Source organism: Psychrobacter sp. PL15, from assembly GCF_035984995.1.
Classification (GTDB): domain Bacteria; phylum Pseudomonadota; class Gammaproteobacteria; order Pseudomonadales; family Moraxellaceae; genus Psychrobacter.
On sequence record NZ_JAXCIB010000002.1, the window covers coordinates 185,678 to 207,193 of the forward strand.

The 21,516-nt window shown below is 43.0% G+C and carries 18 protein-coding genes; 14 read left to right on the forward strand and 4 right to left on the reverse strand.

All coding sequences use genetic code 11. The features are described 5' to 3' along the window. Positions 1-125: 125 nt before the first annotated feature. Positions 126-725 (reverse strand): 1,6-anhydro-N-acetylmuramyl-L-alanine amidase AmpD, encoded by a 600-nt coding sequence (gene ampD, locus RCH20_RS02290; RefSeq protein WP_327192433.1) that lies wholly within the window; start codon positions 723-725, stop codon positions 126-128. 193 nt (positions 726-918) lie between these two features. Here ampD and RCH20_RS02295 point away from each other — a divergent pair, with 193 nt between their 5' ends. The 12 genes from RCH20_RS02295 to lpxC all read left to right on the forward strand — a co-directional run bounded on the left by RCH20_RS02295 (position 919) and on the right by lpxC (position 16,986). Then, on the forward strand, positions 919-3,123 hold the full coding sequence (locus RCH20_RS02295; protein WP_327192434.1) for an Lnb N-terminal periplasmic domain-containing protein: 2,205 nt from the start codon (positions 919-921) through the stop codon (positions 3,121-3,123). 220 nt (positions 3,124-3,343) lie between these two features. After that, positions 3,344-4,183, forward strand: a complete 840-nt coding sequence (locus RCH20_RS02300) for an SDR family oxidoreductase (protein ID WP_327192435.1) — start codon at positions 3,344-3,346, stop codon at positions 4,181-4,183. Between the two features lie 264 nt (positions 4,184-4,447). Beyond that, positions 4,448-5,416, forward strand: coding sequence for a hypothetical protein (locus tag RCH20_RS02305; RefSeq protein WP_327192436.1), 969 nt, complete (start codon positions 4,448-4,450; stop codon positions 5,414-5,416). 62 nt (positions 5,417-5,478) lie between these two features. Then, positions 5,479-6,201: an orotate phosphoribosyltransferase gene (pyrE, locus tag RCH20_RS02310; RefSeq protein WP_327192437.1), complete on the forward strand. Its 723-nt coding sequence runs from the start codon at positions 5,479-5,481 to the stop codon at positions 6,199-6,201. 104 nt (positions 6,202-6,305) lie between these two features. Next, positions 6,306-7,286: a glutathione synthase gene (gene gshB / locus RCH20_RS02315; protein ID WP_327192438.1), complete on the forward strand. Its 981-nt coding sequence runs from the start codon at positions 6,306-6,308 to the stop codon at positions 7,284-7,286. A gap of 282 nt (positions 7,287-7,568) precedes the next feature. Further along, positions 7,569-8,654, forward strand: coding sequence for an undecaprenyldiphospho-muramoylpentapeptide beta-N-acetylglucosaminyltransferase (murG, locus tag RCH20_RS02320; RefSeq protein ID WP_327192439.1), 1,086 nt, complete (start codon positions 7,569-7,571; stop codon positions 8,652-8,654). A 91-nt stretch (positions 8,655-8,745) separates the two neighbouring features. Then, positions 8,746-10,218: a UDP-N-acetylmuramate--L-alanine ligase gene (gene murC, locus RCH20_RS02325; RefSeq protein ID WP_209956473.1), complete on the forward strand. Its 1,473-nt coding sequence runs from the start codon at positions 8,746-8,748 to the stop codon at positions 10,216-10,218. Positions 10,219-10,448: 230 nt separating this feature from the next. Then, positions 10,449-11,555 (forward strand): D-alanine--D-alanine ligase, encoded by a 1,107-nt coding sequence (locus tag RCH20_RS02330; RefSeq protein ID WP_327192440.1) that lies wholly within the window; start codon positions 10,449-10,451, stop codon positions 11,553-11,555. 502 nt (positions 11,556-12,057) lie between these two features. After that, positions 12,058-12,867, forward strand: a complete 810-nt coding sequence (locus RCH20_RS02335) for a cell division protein FtsQ/DivIB (protein ID WP_327192441.1) — start codon at positions 12,058-12,060, stop codon at positions 12,865-12,867. A 123-nt stretch (positions 12,868-12,990) separates the two neighbouring features. Next, entirely contained in the window at positions 12,991-14,283 is a 1,293-nt protein-coding gene (ftsA, locus tag RCH20_RS02340) for a cell division protein FtsA (RefSeq protein ID WP_209956475.1), read from the forward strand. Positions 14,284-14,531: 248 nt separating this feature from the next. Further along, positions 14,532-15,719, forward strand: coding sequence for a cell division protein FtsZ (gene ftsZ / locus RCH20_RS02345; RefSeq protein WP_209956476.1), 1,188 nt, complete (start codon positions 14,532-14,534; stop codon positions 15,717-15,719). A gap of 349 nt (positions 15,720-16,068) precedes the next feature. Further along, positions 16,069-16,986 (forward strand): UDP-3-O-acyl-N-acetylglucosamine deacetylase, encoded by a 918-nt coding sequence (gene lpxC / locus RCH20_RS02350; protein ID WP_209956477.1) that lies wholly within the window; start codon positions 16,069-16,071, stop codon positions 16,984-16,986. A gap of 223 nt (positions 16,987-17,209) precedes the next feature. On the opposite strand, the gene RCH20_RS02355 is transcribed toward lpxC, so the two are convergent. Continuing rightward, positions 17,210-17,725, reverse strand: coding sequence for a hypothetical protein (locus tag RCH20_RS02355; RefSeq protein WP_209956478.1), 516 nt, complete (start codon positions 17,723-17,725; stop codon positions 17,210-17,212). Between the two features lie 258 nt (positions 17,726-17,983). Here RCH20_RS02355 and RCH20_RS02360 point away from each other — a divergent pair, with 258 nt between their 5' ends. Next, positions 17,984-18,712, forward strand: coding sequence for a CHAP domain-containing protein (locus tag RCH20_RS02360; protein ID WP_209956479.1), 729 nt, complete (start codon positions 17,984-17,986; stop codon positions 18,710-18,712). 244 nt (positions 18,713-18,956) lie between these two features. Here RCH20_RS02360 and RCH20_RS02365 read toward each other — a convergent pair whose 3' ends face one another. Both RCH20_RS02365 and RCH20_RS02370 read right to left on the reverse strand, forming a co-directional pair. Beyond that, entirely contained in the window at positions 18,957-19,793 is an 837-nt protein-coding gene (locus RCH20_RS02365) for a hypothetical protein (protein ID WP_327192442.1), read from the reverse strand. A gap of 197 nt (positions 19,794-19,990) precedes the next feature. Then, positions 19,991-20,302: a YhbY family RNA-binding protein gene (locus tag RCH20_RS02370; RefSeq protein ID WP_209956481.1), complete on the reverse strand. Its 312-nt coding sequence runs from the start codon at positions 20,300-20,302 to the stop codon at positions 19,991-19,993. A gap of 298 nt (positions 20,303-20,600) precedes the next feature. On the opposite strand from RCH20_RS02370, the gene RCH20_RS02375 reads away from it, so the two are divergent. Beyond that, complete coding sequence (locus RCH20_RS02375) at positions 20,601-21,233, forward strand: RlmE family RNA methyltransferase (RefSeq protein WP_209956482.1); 633 nt, start codon at positions 20,601-20,603, stop codon at positions 21,231-21,233. Positions 21,234-21,516: the final 283 nt, after the last annotated feature.

A 21,516-nucleotide genomic window follows, 5' to 3' on the forward strand; every position in this document is an offset into this window, starting at 1 on the left:
AAAAAAACTGACGGATTATAGCATTTTCATAGCACATATAAATGGATTGGATGTGGAATGTGAGGCGTTGATAACAGTTTATAAGCTGGCTATATAATTCTGGCTATATAATTCTGTCTTTTGATTTAAGACAATAATGTGGCAACAGTCTCACGCAACCGCGCCCATTCAAAATAATCACCCGGATCGGTCTTGCGACCAGGGGCGATATCGCTATGACCAGTTAAATGTCGGCGGGTTTTAGGATAGGCGTCATATAAGGCTGCGATCACTTGCCCCAGCATCTCATATTGCAACGCTGTAAATGGCACAAAATCTGAGCCTTCAAGCTCAATACCAATGCTATAATCATTACACTCAGAACGGCCAAGGTAGCTGGATCTCCCTGCATGCCACGCGCGCTCATTAAAGTCTACAAATTGAGTAATGGCCCCATCACGCTCAATGAATAGATGCGCCGAAACTTCTGCGCCCTCAATAGTTTGAAAATATGGATGCGCCTGCCAGTCTAATTGATTGGTAAATAATGCTTTAACATAGTGCAAGCCATTAGCATCGCATGCGCCAAACTCATTGGGTGGTAAGCTGATATTATGAATGACGATAGCGTTGATATTTATACCATCAGGACGTGCATTATTATTTTTTGAACACAGCCAGGTGGCCGATGATAGGCGGCCGTTATTAATAGTCATTAATGGAGCAAGCTGCGACGATGTTGGCATAGTATTCTCTGTTCAGTTTGTTAATCAGTTGGCGCTGTATAGTGTGCGTTTTTTATAATAAGCGTTTATATTAATTAATGATGACGAATGTGATGCAATCAATGTTAGCCATTGGTAGCGTTTAGTTTTGAGCTTTTAATAGAATCCAATGACGCTTGTAGCGTATAAACAATAAAGTGGGAGGTTTTATATTATGTTCATAAACTCTAAAATTTCTAACCCCATTGCTATAGATTGTACGCTAAGAGAGATAAGCTCGCGAGCGCGCTTGCCACTGGTTATTACCGGGCTATTTTTGACTGTGCAAGCACAGGCATTTTTACCCACACCGCTATCGATTGTGACTACGGGCGAGTTAGCACCTAGCTCACAGACAGCGGTAGCAAATGCAAAGGCTCCCATAGCGTCAGCGTTTAGCCAAAATAATAGTAGTGGTGATAAGAGTGTTAGTGATAATAGTGTTAACAATAACAGCGTCAATAACAATAAGAACAACGACGCAATTCTTGTGCAAAATGCCGAGGCTAAACAGTTACTCACGATATGGCGCCAACAAGTACAAGCAGACAACCTTGCACAGCATATAACATGGCGACGGTTATTATATTTCCTTGACGATAAAAAAAGTCTTTTTGCTAAGGGTGAATCTAAAAGTCTAGTCGATAATAAAGACTTCTTTTTGAGCACGAATGGACAACAAGAGTCAGACGCCGAGCTTGACGCCATGCTGGTCGCACTTGCTAAAGAAGTGACCATGCCTGCCGCGAATAAAAGTAGTAATAATAAAACCCAAACAGTCTTTGATAATTCAATATTGTGCCGTTTTCCCGCGCGGGTACAGTGGTTGACAGAACAATTACCAATTGATAACTCACGCCTGCAAGCTAAGTGTCCAGCGCTCGATAACTGGATGGCAACTCTAGCACCTGAGCAGCTGTCAGTTATGTTTGCCCAAGAGTATTTAGATAATCCGTTGTCCGCTTTTGCTCATACGCTATTGCGTATTGATTCAAAGATTAGTGCCGCTGATCCCAGTCAGATCCATCATGCGTATGCGCTTAATGATACCGTCGATGGCGACCCTGATGACAGCTTTGTAAGCTATGCTATTAAGTCAATGACGGGCCGCTATAACAATAAGATAGAAATCGACCCTTATCCAAAAAAGCTGGCCAAATATCTACAAGATGATGAGCGTGATGCGTGGACCTATCAGTTGGCATTGACCCCAGCGGAAGTACAACAAGTGATGTCTCATGTTTGGGAAACTAAAGAGTTGTCGTTGCCGTATTACTTCACCACTGATAATTGTGCTTCTGAAATTCTACGCTTAATTGATGTGGTGCGTCCCAAGAAACACTTATTAAGTCAGCTGCCTTATGCAGTTGTTCCCTCTGATGTTGTGCAGTTACTCGCCGATGAAAAGCTCTTAGCAAATACTCGCTATACGCCAGCTGATAATACTGTTCGTCAAGCGCAGCTCAATGCTGCCAAACAGTCTCGCAAGCAACTCGCTTATCGAAGCACTGGGCAAGACACTTTTAATGACATTAAATCAGCACAAATCAATCTAGCTTCCAGTATATCAGCCGATGGACAATCGCTCCTGCCCATAACCATCGCTGTCGCTGATAATAATCCGTTAGACCGTCAATCTCTACAGAATGGTCATATTGGGGTTGGTCAGCGCGGTGATAACCGCTATATCGATGTTGGGTTGCGAGCGGGGTATCATGACAGCCTTGATCGCCCGACAGGATTTCCACAGTTTTTTAATTTAGAAGGCCTGGCGGCAACGCTACGCTTGTATGATACCGATGACAATAATAATACTCAGCAGCCAAGAAGCGTGGTCTTGCAGAATTTTACTTTAATCCGTGGCCGTTCCTTCAATCCAGTGAACTCGGCTAAAAAAGGTAAAACATGGGGTGTGAGTATTGAGGCAACTCGTGTTAATGACGGCTCACAACAAGACGGCACTGACCACTTGGTAGGCAGCATGACCTATGAGACTGGTAAGTCGTGGGCATTTGGCACACCGCGGGCGCAGACAGGTGAGATGCCACCGCAGCTATGCTATGCGTTAGCAACGGGTGCGACGCAAGCAGGACGCGGTATTAATAAAGGCGTTCGCGTTGGTGCAGGGGTAAATGCGGGTTGCCGCTATCAAATTAACAATCAGTTACGCGCGCAAGCTGAATTGCAATTGCCGTATTGGTATCATGGCGGTAGTGACGAGCCTGATGTTCGGGGTCATTATTGGCAGCCCGTTACCACCCTTGGGCTACAATATGATATTGATAAAAAACAAGCACTACGTCTTAATGCCAGCTATGACTGGCAAGATCGGGTCGATGCTAATGACGATATACAGCTTTCATATAGGCATTATTTCTAATAGGCGTTATTTCTAATAAGTGTTACTTTTAGGTAGTTTAAAATTGTTCTGAGTACTTTCAAATGAGGATATGAATGCTTAACCATTATTCTCAGTCATAACTATAACTATATTCTCAGTCATAATCATAACTACTAAAAAATAGCTAATAAAGTCAGCCACTAACAAAAAATATTTACGACTAAAAACCACTAAATATAATTATAACTAAGGATGATTTATGGCCACTCAGAAATTACTTATTATTGGTCAAGGCGATATTGGTCTACCAGTAACTAACATGCTTGCCCAAGATAATTTGCCAGTTACCGGACTTGCGCGTAGTGCACGTGAACATTACGCATTGGACGATAAAGCGGACTTTATGCAGGCTGACGCGTCGACGCTCACCGCCGAGCAGTTAAAAGCTTTTACTGGTATTGCTATTATCGTTACCCCTGACGAGTATTCAACCAGTGGCTATAACGACAGTTATTTGAGTATTTGTCAGCACCTAGCAACCTTTAATGACACGTTAGAAACCCTTGAGCGGGTGGTGTTTATTTCTTCAACGGGTATTTATGGTCAAGACAACGGCGAATGGATCGATGAGTCTACCGCGCCTATTATGCCTAAGCGCGAAGCATCACGAGTGATACGTCAAGCAGAACAAGCGTTGCAACAAGGGTTCGGTGATAAGGCGATTATCATTCGCTCCAGTGGTATTTATGGGTGTGAGCGTTTGATGCGTCTACGTAAAGCTAAGGAAGGGCAAAAAGACCCCATTGCCGTCGAGAGCTGGAGCAATCGAATTATGGATCGCGATCTAGTAAATGTTATTACCAAAGTGTTAACGATTGAGGCACCGAAGCCCCTTTACATTGCCACGGATTATCTGCCAGTTACCACGCTTGAATTGACTACTTGGCTCAGTAAGCAGGTAGGAGAGACGCCACCAGAGGCTGATAATGAAAAAACGTCTGTGACTGGTAAGCGTTTACACAGCAATATTCCATTAGCTTGGCTCAATTATCCTGATTGGCAGGCCGGTTATCGTGATATCTTACAGCAGCAACAGTGAGACTAGGTAGTTAACAGCAAATAAAATGGATAGCTTGCTAGCCACACTTGTTAGCCACACTGCATCCATTTTAAAATGAATGGTCTATAGCGCAGTATTATCAGTCATCCTGATGCTGCTGTAATGTGGGTTGTTTTTTTGACTTTTACTTTATTAGTCCGATTTTTTAGTACTGCCTTTCAGCACTGCCTTTTAGCGCTGCCTTTCAGCATTATCTTTTAAAGTTATGCTTTGATTATATATTTTATTGCCTATGGAGATTTCATGACCCAACCATTTACTTCTGACGATCGTTTATCTAACGCCCTCTTATTGTCAGGGCAGGGTAAAGGTGCAGAAGACAGCGTTGGGCAATTATCTAACCTGCCGGACACCGAGCAGCCTGCTATTGTGCATCCTAATTTTGATCCCAACCAAACGCCTATTGATCCTGCTCGTCCGCTGCAAGATATTCCGGAGCCGGCACGCCGCACTAATAGTCAATTGCGTCGTCTTTATGGTAAATCTGTGCATTTTTCTCAGCCGAATGAACATTCACTTTCTAAGTGGCGCCTGATTGGTTCTGAGGCGTTGGCTGAGCATCTAGCGCTGCTCAGTGCGGCAAAGCTGATGACGTTGCCCGATAGCTTTTATTATAATTATAGCGACCAGCCATTATTATCTTCACTTGAATCCCTGACGCTACTAGATATGGCGGATATTCAGCGCGCGATTGGCCATTATCCTACTCTTAACCGTTATGGTTTTGTGGTATCTGAGAGCAAGGTCAATGCCAGAGCCCATAAACTGCAAAAAACAATTTATAGCCACGACCCTGATGAGCTGCTTAGTAGTATCTATGCTGATGATTGGCAAGTTGTTTTGCAGCCACAGCAGTTTGAAACGGGTGAGGGTAGTTTGGCAACTGATATTATGGCCTGTAGCGTAGCCGTTCATGTGTTAAAGCAATGCCAGACCCGTAAAAGCATCAATCATAGTTATAGCGCGGCACAAATTTGTGAGTACGTTCGCAGCTATCTGCTCAGCCAATTGTCTATAGCACCTATGCATCGCAATCAGTATCGACAAATCCGGCTATTTGCAGGGCATATCATCGTTGCGGCTTATCACTTGGGCTGGAGTATTCAAGTGGGTGCCGACGAAGAGTGTCATTTTAATCTCTCATCACGTTGTGGTCTGCTGACTCGCTATGCCAATATGCCCGATTATCATATCAATGGTTGGTCAAGCTGAACAATAATGCGTACAATAATGCAAATTTTTGTTGATAGACTTTTTGTTTATAAGGACGCGTCATGCACACCGTTTCATTTTCATCTCAGAACTTTTCATCGCACGATTTTATTCAGTTAGCCTTAGATAACAAGGTGCTTAAGTTTGGCGATTTTGTTCTGAAGTCTGGACGTATTAGTCCTTATTTCTTTAATGCAGGCTTACTGGCGACCGGTGAAATGTTGTCACTATTGGCACGCGGTTATGCTGAAGCGTTAGCGGCGCAAATGGCTGTTAATAATGATGCTAGTGGCAATGATAAAAGCCTTTCTGATAATCAGGAGTTAGTTATTTTTGGTGCCGCCTACAAAGGCATTCCATTTGTCGCTGCAACTGCACAAGCGTTATGGCTACATCATGGTATCAATGCCAAATGGGGTTATAATCGTAAAGAAGTCAAAATCCATGGTGAAGGTGGTAATTTAGTCGGTGCCGATGTCAGCGGTAAGTCGGTATGGATACTTGATGACGTTATCACTGCGGGCACGGCTATGCGCGAAGTGGTCGATATTTTAGAGCAGGCAGGTGCCAGTGTGGCAGGTATCATCGTCGCCCTTGATCGTAAAGAAAAAGGCCAAGCGGAGTATTCTGCTATTCAAGAGCTGGCGACTAATCTACGTACACCAGTACGTGCGCTCGTTGATATGGATGATCTAATTGGTTATCTGGCCAATGAAAATAGCCAATATAAAAACCCTACCCAGCTTGCAAGAATGCAGCATTATCGTGCGCAGTATGGTGTATAACCTGCGACCAGATTTTAATATGTTGCCGGCATTTTTTCTATAAAGTGAATATCAATAACGACATCAATATTAATAACAACTCCATCAATTAAGCGAGTCTTATCATGAGCCAGTCGAACCTTAAACACCCTTTGTCCAGTCGCTCCTTGAAGATCTTAGTTATCATGGACCCTATCGAGCAGGTAAATTATAAAAAAGACACCAGCTTAGCGATGATGTGGGCCGCTCAAGATCGTGGGCATCAGTTGGGTTATTGCCAAATTCATGACTTATGGCTTGATCGCGGTCAGTTGATGATAGATTCACAATTGGTAACCGTGCAGCGTGATCCTGATAACTTCTATACGTTAGGCGATAAAGAGTCTGGTCCGGTTAGCGACTATGATGTGATCTTGATGCGCAAAGACCCACCGTTTGATATGCGCTTTGTTTATGCCACCTATATGCTTGATCATGCTAAGGCAGCAGGTGTGCTAGTGGTCAATGACCCACAAGCCATTCGCGATTGTAATGAGAAGTTATTTGCCACTTGGTTTAGCGATTACATGAGCCCAACGATTGTGACCAGTAAACAAGCACATATTCGTAAGTTTATCGCTGAGCAGCAGGATGTCATTGTGAAGCCGCTAGATGGTATGGGCGGCACCGGTATTTTTCGTCTGACTGCTGATAGCCCTAATATTGGAGTAACGTTGGAGATATTGACCGAACTTGGAACCTTACCAATTATGGCGCAGCGTTATTTGCCAGAGATTAAAGAAGGCGATAAGCGCGTATTGATTGTTGATGGGGTGGTAGTTGATTACTCTTTAGCGCGTATTCCAACCAAGGGCGAGACCCGTGGTAATTTAGCAGCAGGCGGCAGCGGAGTAGCAATGCCGCTCACCGATATTGAACGCCAAGTGGCACAAGTAGTCGCGCCAATTGTTAAAGAAAAGGGGTTGATGTTCGTAGGATTAGACTTGATTGGCGGACGTATCACAGAAATTAATGTCACCAGTCCCACTTGTGTACGTGAGATTGATGACCAGTGTGGCACTGATATTGCGACCGACCTCATAGTAGCGATAGAAGGGCGCTGCTAAAGATACATGGCGATAAATAAGGAAATGTAAGGCTATCAGCGGTGAGTATGAGAGGCTGCTTTTGTTGTCTGACAATACAGTCAGTTAATGAGCCTTTAATCCGTCATTAAGCCCATAAAATATTGTATATATTAGAATGAATTCCTCTATACTATGCGGGCTTTTAATGAGCGGCTCTTCTGTTACTATAATAACTTTATTGAGTTAAATAACCGTATCGCTATAAATAATAATGACTAACAAATATAGCTGACAGACAAAAGATATGAAAGGTAGGTATTAATGAAGACACCGCATATATTGATGATGGCCGCTGGTACGGGTGGGCACGTATTTCCAGCACTCGCAGTGGCCGAAGAGCTGACCCAGCGCGGTGCGGTCATTCATTGGCTTGGTACAGCAAACGGCATGGAAAACGGCTTAGTCGAACCAACCGGCTATACATTTCATGCTATTGCTATGCAAGGTTTACGAGGTAAGGGCATAGGTCGACTACTCAAAATGCCAGTGACCTTATTATCAGCGGTTATGGCCGTCATCAAAATTATTCGCAGTAACCAGATTGATATGGTGGTGGGTTTTGGTGGTTATGTGACCGCGCCTGGCGGTATTGCTGCGCGTATGACGGGCACACCGCTGATTATTCATGAGCAGAATGCGATTGCGGGTATGAGCAATCGCTATTTGGCTAAAATTGCTACCAAGGTATTGCAGGCTTTTGAACATACCTTTGCCAACAGTCAGCGTGATCGTAAACTTGAAACCGTCGGCAATCCAGTCCGTAATGCTATTACTGGAGTGGCCGCACCGTCTGCTCGCTATGACATCATGAACCAATCGCCATTACGACTATTGGTGGTTGGTGGCTCATTGGGTGCGCAAGTATTGAATGAGACCGTTCCCAAAGCATTGGCCTTGCTAGACCAGCCATTTGAAGTGACGCATCAATGTGGGCGCAATAATGACGTGCAGACACAAGATGCTTATGATGGTGAAAATCTAAGCCAGCATAAAATCACCGTGCAGCCTTTTATCGATAATATGGCAGCCGCCTATAACTGGGCAGATATTATTGTCTGTCGCGCTGGCGCGTTGACCGTTACTGAAATTCAAAACGTTGGTATTGCCGCGATTTTTGTGCCGCTGCCAAGTGCGGTTGATGACCATCAAACTGCTAACGCTCGCACCCTAACATTATATGATGCGGCGATTTTATTACCGCAAACCGAGTTGACTCCTAAACGCTTAAGCGATGAGTTGGCAGCACTTGATAGAGGTAGCTGTTTAGATATGGCACAAAAAGGCCATGCGCTTGCCAATCGTAGCGCCACTCAGCAAGTTGCGGACCTTATTTGGCAAACGCTATAGCGGCATAGCTTGTGCCGTTATAAATGCTGTTTTCACTTGTTCATATTACATTTATGGGCATCTTATTAGCCCTTAATAAAGAGAAATTCTTATGTCCTCAACCGCTTCTGCTAGACCTTTATCTAACGCACCAACTAATAATGCCTTGCCTAAACGTCTGATTGAAATTCCAGAGATGCGCCGGATTCAGCATTTACATTTTGTGGGTATTGGTGGTTCAGGGATGTGTGGTATTGCTGAGGTGATGAATAATCAAGGTTACCAAGTCAGTGGTTCAGACATTACCGCAAGCCCAGTGACTCAGCGTTTGCAGGATATTGGCATAGAGATATTTATTGGTCATGATTCCAAAAATATTGCCAATGCCGATGTGGTGGTAGTGTCATCCGCAATTGATCGCAGTAACCCAGAAATCGAAGCAGCACTCAAAGCCCGTTTGCCGGTAGTGCGCCGCGCTGATATGCTTGGTGAGCTGATGCGTTATCGTCATGGTATCGCGGTTGCAGGTGCTCATGGCAAGACGACGACCACCAGTTTGCTAACGACTATGCTTGAAGAAGGGCAGTTAGATCCAACCTATGTGATTGGTGGTAAGCTTAATTCATCCGGCAAAAACGCAGCGCTGGGCAGCAGTCGTTTTTTGGTGGCAGAAGCAGATGAGTCCGATGCGTCATTTTTATCGTTACATCCGATGGCAGCAATTGTGACCAATATCGACCAAGACCATATGGAAACTTATGGCAATAGCTTTGAAAAGCTAAAAGCTGCGTATATTCAGTTTTTACAAAACATGCCGTTTTATGGTCTCGCCGTCGTTTGTGGTGATGATCCTGAACTGTATGCAATGATTGATGATATTGGGCGTCCGGTATTGACCTTTGGGCTTGAGACTTACAACGATGTACAAGCGATTGATGTGGTCAGTGAAGGCACCAAAACTCACTTTACCGTCCTGCGCCGCGACCACGAGCCATTAGCGCTTACGATGAATATTCCTGGTATTCATAACGTTTATAATGCATTGGCAGCTATCACTATGGCAACCGACGAGGGTGTCGACGATGAGGCCATTAAGCGCGCGCTACAAAAGTTCGAAGGCGTGGGTCGTCGCTTTGAGCAGCACGATGCGGTGGCCATTGATGATGGTGATGTACTGTTAGTTGATGATTATGGCCATCATCCTAGAGAAGTTGATGCGACCATTAAAGCGGCGCGTCAAAGTTTCCCTGACCGCCGTTTGGTTATGCTGTTTCAGCCGCACCGCTATAGCCGCACCCGCGATTGCTTCGATGATTTTGTCGAAGTGCTGTCAAGTGTCGATGAGCTACTATTGTTAGACGTCTATTCAGCTGGTGAGAGCCCGATTGCTGGTGCAGATACCAAGTCACTAGCACGCAGTATTCGCTTGCGAGGCTCAGTTGAACCTACGGTCATTGATAAAAGTAATATTGCGCCAGTTATGCAGCGGTTATTAAAAGCGAATGATCTGCTCCTCACTCAGGGAGCGGGTAATATAGGTCAAATTGCGCTGGAATTAGTCGCTAACAACTTATATCTCAAATAACACCAATCCCAAAAAATGAGCCGGTATTTTTAGACTCGTTAAGCCTACTCATGTAGTGCTGACGCCGGTCTTCCTCGTTGTCTCCGTTTGTTTGGAAGGTTATCACTGCTTATAGATTTTTACTTATTGCAGCGTGTTATCTACCATGAAGTTATTCATTACTTGATAACATGACGCCTATTAACAAGGTGTTAAGCCAAGTATCAATAAAAATATTAGGAACTATCGTCATGACTAGCAACGCCAGTAATAATACTCATATCGACAATTTCAATGAGACTATTAATAACAATCAAGATTTGGACACGGTTAATATTATTAATCCAGAACCGGCATTGGCCGCTGCTGCTCAAACTGAACAGAATAATAATAAAATAATCAGCGACCAGAATGTGGAAGATACCATACTAGCGTCGGCTCCAGCGTTAGATGCCAGCGTGTTTGGTAAGGTAGCGGTCATTTATGGTGGTAATAGCAATGAGCGTAGCGTCTCCTTAGATAGTGGGGCAGCGGTATTACAGGCGCTACAAAACCAAGGTATTGACGCCACGCATTATGATCCTAAATATCAAGATATTACCGAGCTGCGCGGTTACGATCGGGTATTTAATGTGTTACATGGGCGCGGCGGTGAAGACGGCCTGCTACAAGGGGTGTTGCAATGGTTGGGTATTCCGCAGACAGGCTCAGGTATTTTGGCATCAGCGCTTGGTATGGATAAAGTACGTACCAAGCAGTTGTGGCAAGGTTGCGGCTTATCGACTGCGCCGTTTTCCTTGCTTACCGCCGACACTGACTGGCAGCAAGTGGTTAATATGTTGGGGCTGCCATTAATTATTAAACCAGTACACGAGGGTTCAAGTATCGGTATGACTAAGGTTAATCACCTTGATGAGCTCCCCGCAGCTTACGCAACCGCTGTTCAATGCGGTGATGCGGTGATGGCTGAGCGCTGGATTACTGGGCGCGAATTTACCATCGTTATAGTTGATGACGAAGCTTATCCGGTTATTCGTCTGGAACCGGCTGATATTACCAACTTTTATGATTTTGAAGCAAAATATAATCGTGATGATACTAGCTATTATATTCCTTGCGGTTTAAGCGCTGCTGAAGAAAATCATTTACAAGAACTGAGTCTTTCGGCCTTCCGTGCTGTTGACGCGAAGGGTTGGGGACGGGTTGACGCCATGCAAGATGCAACCGGCAATTTTTGGCTGCTAGAAATCAATACGGTGCCGGGTATGACCAGCCACAGTCTAGTGCCTATGGCCGCCAAGGCTCGGGGTATGGATTTTGATACCCTTTGCGTTCATATCTTAGCGCAGACCCTGTAATAAGCTCACTTATTTACCGTACTGAATTCATTAGATTTGTGGCTATGACCGTATTTAGACAGCACTAAATACGGTAGAATACTGATAAGATCAGTATTATGAGAATCAATGATAAAGGCTTAAAAACTGGTTTTTCTATGAACCAAAATGGCCTTTAATGTATAGCAAGCCCTGCTGCAGCATAGTGTCATGTAAACTTGTGTAAATTCGTTAGTGATAGTAGGGGTTAGGCTATTGTTTGACCACAAAATACGTTAATATTGTAAGTAGTAGTCTAATATGGCAATATTTGTATCGATTTATAAGCCTTTCTTATAAGATGGTATGCAGGAAATGACAATCACCCTCGTTTCTTAGATTAACTGACTTACTGTACGATATTAAGTCATAAACGATCAAATCAAAAATAGTAGCACCATAATAGCGTCTGGCAAAAACAAGCAGACAGACCCAAGCAGACAGCCTCTATTAGATACAGGCAAATATAGGAATGAAGGTCATTATGGCTCAAACTGTCAACGACGTAACTGACTTGATGAGTGATAAGAGCCGTCGTTCGAAAGCCAGTTCCCCAATACCAACTGCCATTAAATACTTCTTTATGATGTTGATGTTGGCAATGTTGTTATTAATATTAACGATGGGCGGTAAAGCGTTACGTGACGCACCTCCTGCTGCTATCCATGTCAGCACTCAAGGACTGACCTCTGTACAATATCAGGCGCTACAAAAGGTCATGAGCCAGCAGAAAGTCAGTAGCTTTTTTACCTCTGATTTACAAGTGCTAAGAGACATTACTATTAGTCTTGCTTGGGTCGACCAGGTTAGTATAACCCGTGATTGGCAGCGTGGGATAGTGGTGAACGCTTTACCAAAGCAGGCAGTCGCTAATTTTGGTACCGAGCGTTTGGTCGATGCTAAAGGAGCCGTATTTGTACCTGCAGACAGCCGAGAGCTGACGCAAGATAAGTTTGCCACGTTACAAGGTGAGATGACGCAAGCACCGGTTATTATGCAGCAGATGCAGCAAATCAATGGCTGGTACGCACCACTTAATATGCGGGTTGAAGATATTATTTTATCACCCCGGATGACCTGGTTGATTCGCTTTGATAATGGGCTTCGTGTTATTGTTGATAATGAAAACACGGCCCAGAAATTGCTAAGCTTAAGTCAGCTACTCGGTAATCAATTAAGTGCCCGCCGCGATAATATACAATCGATAGACTTACGCTATAAAAACGGCTTTACTATTGCGTGGAATGTCGAAGAGTTACCAGCAGAAACACCCAATGAGCCGCCAGCACTATAGTTTATTTTGATAATTTAATATAAAAATTTAGCGTATAACATTACCGCGTTCTTATAGCGTTTTTTTAATAATTTAATAGGGGTGCTATTTAATCCTTTATTTAGTGATAATTTGTTTGGTAACATGAAAAATACTGAAAATCTGGTTGTTGTTCATTTAAGTGCCACGGCAGTTCATGTCGTTATTGGTAGCGTTGTCTCTGCAAAAGACATCCGTATTATGGGTGTTGGACGAGTTAAAAATAGTGACTTTTACCAAGGTCAAATCAAACATCGCGAACGTCTGCAAAGTGCGATTAGGCAAGCTATTCAAGAGGCGGAAGATACAGCGAACTGTCGAGTGCATAGCGTATGGTTGACCATAGCAACGCCTGAATTGTCTAGCAAAAATAGCGCAGGTCATGTCGACGTAGAGGATGAGGTAGTCCGTGCTCAAGACATGGTTCAGGCTTTAGCCAATGCCAAATCGCAAGACTTACCCTCTAATTACTACTTGATGCATTGCTGTCAGCAGGGTATTTATATCGACGATCAAGAATTCATCGTCGATGATGCGATTGAAATGGTAGCGCATAACATCACCGTAATGTATCACATGATGATGTTGCCCGTCGTTAGTCGTCAAAATATCCAAAAACTATTACAAAGCTGCGATGTCGGAATCGATCATATCGTTTTTGATGCGGTAACTAGCGCTGAGTATAGTCTTATGGCAGAGGAACGTCAGCAGGGTGTTTGCTTAGTGGATATTGGCGCTAGTAGCACCAGTATTTGTGTCTATAAAGAGAACAAACTGATATTCACCCACTGTGTAGCGATGGGCAGCCATGAAGTGACGATGGATATCTCAGCGGATATTGGTATATCGATGATAGAAGCTGAGAAACTCAAAAAGTCTCATGGCACCGTTGATGTGCATAGCCTAGATCCTAGCGCATTTTTTGTCTTTAAGCCCCAAGGTTTAAGCGACGAAATCAATGTTAATGTGTATAACCTAGCAAGAATCATTGAAGCGCGTTATATCAGTATTTTCACTGAGGTCGCCCGTCAACTGCACGAGGCCGATCTACTGGGTTACATTAATCGTGGCATCGTACTTACGGGTGGCGGTAGCACTATTAAAGGCATGGTACCGTTTGCCAAAAAACTGCTTAAGATGCCCATAGTATTGACGAATACTCACCCTGATATCAGTGCTTATAACCATTTTGATAATGACGAATCGTTTAAGCAGCTTAACACTCAAGTTAACGACCGTGCCTATTATACGGCTTTTGGTACGTTATTATATAGTCAAAGCGAGCAGTTCAGGCATAGCGAACAAAGCGAACCTGAAGCCATTCAAAAAAGTAGAGTAAAAAATGTGTTTCAAGGTGCTGGGCAGCGCTTTACGCGTGTGCTCAAAAAAATACTGTAAAAATATCTCAAAAAATGTATTGATAGTCAACGCACATACTTTATAAAATGCGCTCATGTTATAGCATTTGGACTCTAAAGCAATGTTACAAGCAACAATAACACATTCATATTTAGGTCTAAAATATACTGCTTAGGCCGAAACCTTATTTTTTTTAAACACTTTTATATAGTAAGTCGATAGTACGCCATGCGAGTCCGTTACCACGTATCAATCATCACGCTATCTGCAACTGGAGAACCTTTTTTATGTCAAAATATACTATGCCAGATGACAATCAACCTCTAAACAACGGTCAAGCTCGCTTCATCGTATTTGGTGTCGGCGGCGGCGGCGGTAATGCGGTTGAACACATGGTACAACAAGGTATTAAAGGCGTGACATTCGTCTGTGCCAATACTGACAAACAAGCCCTTGATCGTCTAACAGCGCCGCATAAATTACAATTAGGTGCAAAGAGTAATCGTGGTTTGGGTGCCGGTGCCAATCCAGAAGTGGGACGTGAGTCCGCCGAAAGCGAAGAAGAAGCTATCCGCGGCTTACTGGAAAATGCAGATATGGTCTTTATTACTGCCGGAATGGGTGGTGGTACCGGTACCGGTGCTGCTCCTGTGGTCGCGCGTATTGCTAAAGAGATGGAAGTATTGACTGTCGCAGTAGTGACCACGCCATTTAAATTTGAAGGTGGCAAACGCATTAAAGCGGCGAAGGCTGGTATTGAGCAACTGACTAACTTTGTTGACTCTATTATCACTATCCCGAATGACAAACTAATGAGTGTCTACGGCAACCTATCAATGCAAGATGCCTTTAAAAAAGCAGATGATGTCCTCATGCATGCCGTGCAAGGTATTGCTGAAACTATCGCTCGTTCAGGTCTGGTGAATATTGACTTTAACGATATTCGTACCGCGATGACGGCTAAAGGGCATGCGATGATGGGTATTGGCCGTGCGAGTGGTGATGATCGCGCACGTGAAGCGACTGAAAAAGCTATCAAGTCACCATTACTTGATGACCTGCGTTTAGAGAATGCCAAAGGTCTGTTGGTTAACGTCATCTCTTCACAAAGTTTGTCGTTAGATGAGTTCAGTAAAATTAGTGAAATCGTTGAAGGTATTACTGATACTGATGATGCTAATATTTTCTATGGCTCAGTGGTTGATGAAGATATGGGTGATGAGTTACATGTTACGGTTATTGCTACAGGTTTGACCTTAGATGAATATGCAGAACCTGAGGCTCCGCAGCCAATTCCTTCTGTCACTAGTACGCAACCAGTTGATCCTAATCTGCACACCAGTGCTCTAAACAGTCAAAAGCAGTCACAAAATCAGCTGTATCAAGACAGTATCACTCGCTCGTCTACCCAAGAACACCCACAGACCAAAACCAATAGCATTCAAGACTATCTAAAACGTCAGCAAAATAAATAATTGAACGGTTTAAGTTGCCGCTCAAATTAATACCACTGTTGAGGTATCGTTATATGTTTATTACAAAGTAAATTATAACCACTCTGAGACACACTAAAAAAGTCCAGTGCCCAAGCACTGGATTTTTTGTTTATGGGCTTAGAGTGTTGCAAAATATAGCAATTAATCAATAATAATTTAATACCTTGCTGAGTTTTAGCCTTTTAATTAGTAAATTTTATCAATAAATTGTCTGTGATGAGCTGCATCAATTAAAGAGATAAGAAAATTGCTGTCCTTTAACTATAGCGAATTTATAGCAAATAATGGTACACTGAGGAAATTGTAACAAGATATGTGGGAAACAGCCATGAACCAACGAACTATAAAAACAGCTATAGCCATCACAGGTATCGGTTTACATAGTGGTCAGCCTGTTGATCTAGAGTTTCATCCACAGCCCGTTGATACAGGTGTGATATTTGAGCGCTCTGATATTGAAGGCAGCTTACCGATTCCGGCTAGTGCTTTTCTGGTACAAGATACTATGATGTCATCGAATCTTGTTTTTGGTGGTACCCGCGTCGGTACGGTTGAACACTTACTTAGTGCCATTGCTGGTCTTGGTGTGGATAATTTATTGGTTCGTGTCTCTGCCAGTGAGATTCCGATTATGGATGGTAGTGCCTCACCATTTGTCGGCCTGCTACTACAAGCAGGCTTCGATGAACAAGATGCTTTGAAGAAGTTTTTGAGGATTGTTCGCCCTGTTCGCGTCAAAATAGACGATAAATGGGCAGAGCTGCGTCCCTATGAAGGATTTGAGCTAAACTTTGAAATTGACTTCGACCATCCTGCTATTAACAAAGATTATCAGCACGCACAGCTACAGTTTTCTACCCAAAACTTCATCGAACAACTGAGTGAAGCACGTACTTTTGGCTTTTTGCGTGATATTGAAGCACTACGTAAAAACAACTTAGCCTTAGGTGGTAGCATGGACAATGCTATTGTCATTGACGATGCTCGCATCTTAAACACTGAAGGTCTACGCTTTGCTGATGAGTTCGTTCGTCATAAAATTTTGGATGCGTTAGGGGACTTATATTTGATTGGTTATCCAATTTTAGGTCGCTTTAGTGCGTATAAGTCCGGTCATGCTTTAAATAACTTACTAGTGCGCGAGATTCTATCCGACGCAAGTAACTTTGAAATTGTAACTTTTGATGACAATGTAACCTGTCCTATCGAATATTTACCTTTGACAGGGTCAACGGTTGAGGGATGAATACACGAACATACACGATGTATCGCAACACTTACGTAAGATTACATGGCGTGCTGTAGTTATCGTGGTATTTACTGAAGAGTAATATGATATAGCTACCCTTAGCTATGTGGAAACCTAGAGAGTATAAGTACTTTAGGCCATAAAAAATGAAAATTTATGCCATGTTAGTCAGCTTTTCTTTAAAATTTTTACATAAGTTTACATTGTACGACGAGGATTTTCACTCATTTACTAAGCGCAAAAGTGCTTTTTGAAGGTTTTTATCAGTGGTGACATGGTTTGCAGCCTGTGCTATAGTCCGCTTTGTGTTCTGGCTAAGAGCCTGATTCTCATTGGCTTTACGAGACATTAATGCGGTCGGTAATAACGCTGATTTATCATTAGATAAACGGCTGTTAGCAGGAGTTTTTGCTATCACGACACGAATCTGCTTGAGTTGTTGAAATGTAATTGACTGCTCTGTTAACACCCGCAGATAAGCGTTTTGTAAGTAACGAATATGATTGGCCGCAGTCATTGAGCCCACACTGAGTGTTAATTGCTCAGCAGTTAGACCCACGACCCAACAGGTACTAAGGATTTCCTCAGGTAGACACTCTACCAGAAGCATTTTTACCTCATTGGTCGCCTGTGTATAGAGGCGCATATTATCAGCAAGAGTCTGTGGCAGTGCGCTACCTGCAAAAGCTTGATGATCGATAAGTTCAGCGAGCCGATTGGGCTGTTTTTTTGACATCGTAATGACTCATCTATTAGGTGGGAAAAGCAACCGTCACAACCAACATGCTCGGCGTCGATATATATAGGATGGATAGTAAGCAATTTACGAGGTGACTTAACGGGCGATGACGCTAATGTTAGCCACTGTAGACTAAAGAGTGAGCTGTGGTACTTAGGATTTTATCATGTTTATTTAATGATGTTGTCTTCTAAATTAATTGATACTTCGTCATGGATGACGAGCAATCTTGTATTAACAATAGGTAGTAAATTTATGAAACAAGCTTTATTAATTTTGTCAGTATTGGGAATGGGTATAGCACAGACAAGTGGTGCTGTCGAAACAACCTTTCAAGCGAATAATACCTTGACTCATACCATCACAAATATCTCTACTGCTGCAAACTACGGTTCTAGTCTCAACACTTATAAAAACAAAAGTGGTGCCCATGTCTATAGCAACGACGAAATCAGTCAAGCTATCGACAATCTAAGTGCCCATGCCAAACAAAAAGAATATCAGCTGGCATCATTGACTAGCCGTTTGTCTTACGAACAGCGCCAGCAACAAGCAAGCTTAGTACCGGATCGTAATTCAGCCCCTGCTATCGCTGCTGCTCGGGCCTCAAAAGTTGCTTTATCTGGAAGCTCTGGATATTGTGCTCGTTATGTACGTAAAGCGCTGCAATCGGCTGGTTACGAGTTTACACCCAACCCATCAGCATACCAGTATGCCTCTCGCGGCACGCTTGCAGGTGCAGGCTTTAGCAAAATAAGCAATGATATGCAAACCCAAGTGGGTGACGTTATCGTCTATGACCGTAGCTCAAAGCGTCCACACGGCCACATTCAGATTTTTGATGGTACAGACTGGGTGTCTGACTTCCGTCAAAACGGTATCAGTCCATATAGTGGTGTCTATGCTTATACCACATGGCGCGACTCACAATATGTTGACGACGCATCAGACCGTGGTATCTACCTTGCTATGGCTGATAAATAAAGTTTGACCAAGCAGCCGTTAGGTCTTAAATTTAAAGCATAAGTTTGAAGCATAGGTTTGAAGTACAATCTAAACTCAGTAATAGTCGTGACGACATTGCTGGGTTTTTTGCTTTTTGGATTATGAGTCTAAGCAAACGTAAATGCCGTGGTCGAAACCTCAACGCAGTCTATTTTTATGAATGGCGACTTATTATATTAACGCTACTCTATCAATAATTTTGATAAACGCTGTGTACCAGTGATTATTGCGCTAACGCAGCTTTATAATCAAAGGGCGACCAGTATTCACGCTGATGAAAGTCGGGCGGAGAGGCATGGCTAGACGCAAAATATAAAGCGAGCTCGCCAAACCACAAAATAACGCAAGGATGTAAACGTTCAATAGGTATCGGATCAATGATAGATGTCTGATTAGACAATTGAGCTAAGGGTATTCCAAAGCCACGCTCATAAAAGCTTTTCCCATACTTATAGTGGCAGTTTGGTGTAAATATGCTCTTGGGTAAAATCGTGCTGACAGTGGTTAAACAAAGAGTAGGAGCTGGATTGAGCTTTGATATTACAAGCTTCTTATTTTGTGAGGAGCTATCGGCCCAATCAATACGCGCGCGAGTCCTCCCATCTGTTCTTAATAGGGGATTCGGTGGTAGTGTCGACGGATTGCGATAGCTGTTAAATTGATACAGCGCATAACGGCCACTGGGGCTGGCATTAATCTCGATATAGTCAGTTGCTTGCCCATCCTCTATAACGCCATTGCCAATAGAGCTAATGTCTACTGCATTGGCAGTGCTTATACTCGTGGTCTGTATAAAACACTCAAGGCAGGTCTGCTCCCACAAATAGTCGCTAAAACCCACTTGAGCTGGTTGCCATGCTGGCCAGTTTAATTGGGCTGCCAAACAAGGGTGTGGTAGCTCGATTTGATAGGTTAGCCATAAATAGGGCTTTGGCTGTCGAATAATGATGGCGACAACATAGACACGGATACGTTGTAACAGTGCTATAGTCACGCCCAGCTGTTGTGCATTAATAGCTATCGATTCAGTCGCTAAGCGTAAGTTAAAAGTTTGGCTCATGATTTGGTTTCATAATAAATAGCTAATATTAAGATACAAGCTGGTGGTTACCATAGCCTCTATGACACAGATATCGATAGAGTGAATCATATAGCGGACAACACAAAAGCCGCGAGCAATAACGCGTCGCGGCTTTTGTACGTTACCATGTTTACTGCTCTACATTGTATTGCCTAGCTCGAAACGAGGACAATAAGCTACTGCGCGTGGCGCACCAAGTTTGATAGCTTAGGGTTAGCATTGGGGTTTTTGCGCAGTAACAATGCCATACGGCCGATGGTATGAATGATATTAGCCTTAGCAGTTGCTGCAAGCTCAGCGCTGACGACATCACGATCGTGCTTACTACCTGCGGGTAGTTTTACTTTGATTAATTCGTGATCGGTTAAAGCACGATCAATCTCTTCAGTAATGGCAGGGGTAATGCCATTATTGCCAATCATGACAACGGGCTTGAGCTCATGACCAATGCCTTTTAGGCGTTTAATCGTAGCGTTATCGAGTTCCATAAAATTCCTAAATGTTAATAAAAATAAAAAACAGTATTATTAATAAAGTTAATAATCATTATAAATAATATGTGCCCATCTTGCATGAAATCAGCAGGATTTTGCACGATTTTACGTAATGAAAATGTTAAACTGAATATAGTGTCGTATTATAAACGCTACTGTCCTATAAAGCAGTTATTAAACCAATAGAATTTAGACCGTCAGATAAAATAGTTGATAACTAACCTCATTGATAGACGATATAAAGATTAAGAAGTAACGTATAAAGCGTTGTAAAATAATAGGAGCAGGTATTTTGGCCACGCGTATTGAAAACAAAAATTTGTCAAAGAGTAGCCGTGTTTGGATGAAAGAGCATATTGACGACCATTATGTGAAGCAGGCTCAAAAGGACGGCTATCGCGCGCGCGCGGCTTATAAACTGTTAGAGATGAATGAAAAAACCAAGCTGATACGCCCGGGTATGATTGTGGTGGATTTAGGTAGTGCTCCGGGTAGCTGGTCTCAAGTAGCAGGACAGATGGTGGGTGAAAGCGGTACCATAATTGCCTCGGATATTTTACCGATGGATAAGCTAGCAGACGTGACTTTTATTCAAGGCGACTTTCGGGAAGCAGAAATATTCGACAGTATCATGGCAGAGGTCGGCGATCGGCAAGTAGATGTGGTACTGTCTGACATGGCACCTAATACTGCAGGTAATAGTGCTGTGGATCAGCCACGTATGATGTATCTGTGCGAACTTGCTGTGGACTTTGCTTTGGCTACCTTACCAGAAGGCGGCGCATTGATTATGAAAGTATTTCAGGGTGAAGGGTCACAAGAGTTGCGTAAACAGATGCAACCTAAATTTAGTAAAATTCGTAGTATTAAACCAGCTGCCTCACGGGCACGATCAAAAGAGATGTTTTGGATTGCGACTAAATAGTCTGTTACTTCAATAGGTTAAGTCGATTATATGCTTTATAATAAGTTAAGATAAATGGGCTTATGACGGTATAAAAATCGCTACAATTGTTAACTGAATAAAGGCAGATCCTGCTTGAATTATTCAGGATAGAACCACATATCATTGTATATCAACTTTGTTTCAAGTATTTTTTAAACAAAGTCGTCTGATAATAAGCGTTTCACACGTTCAGGTGCCTACTAATTAGTTTACAGATTATTAATATTCGTTATGTTCTAACAACAGACGCATTGCTACTTTT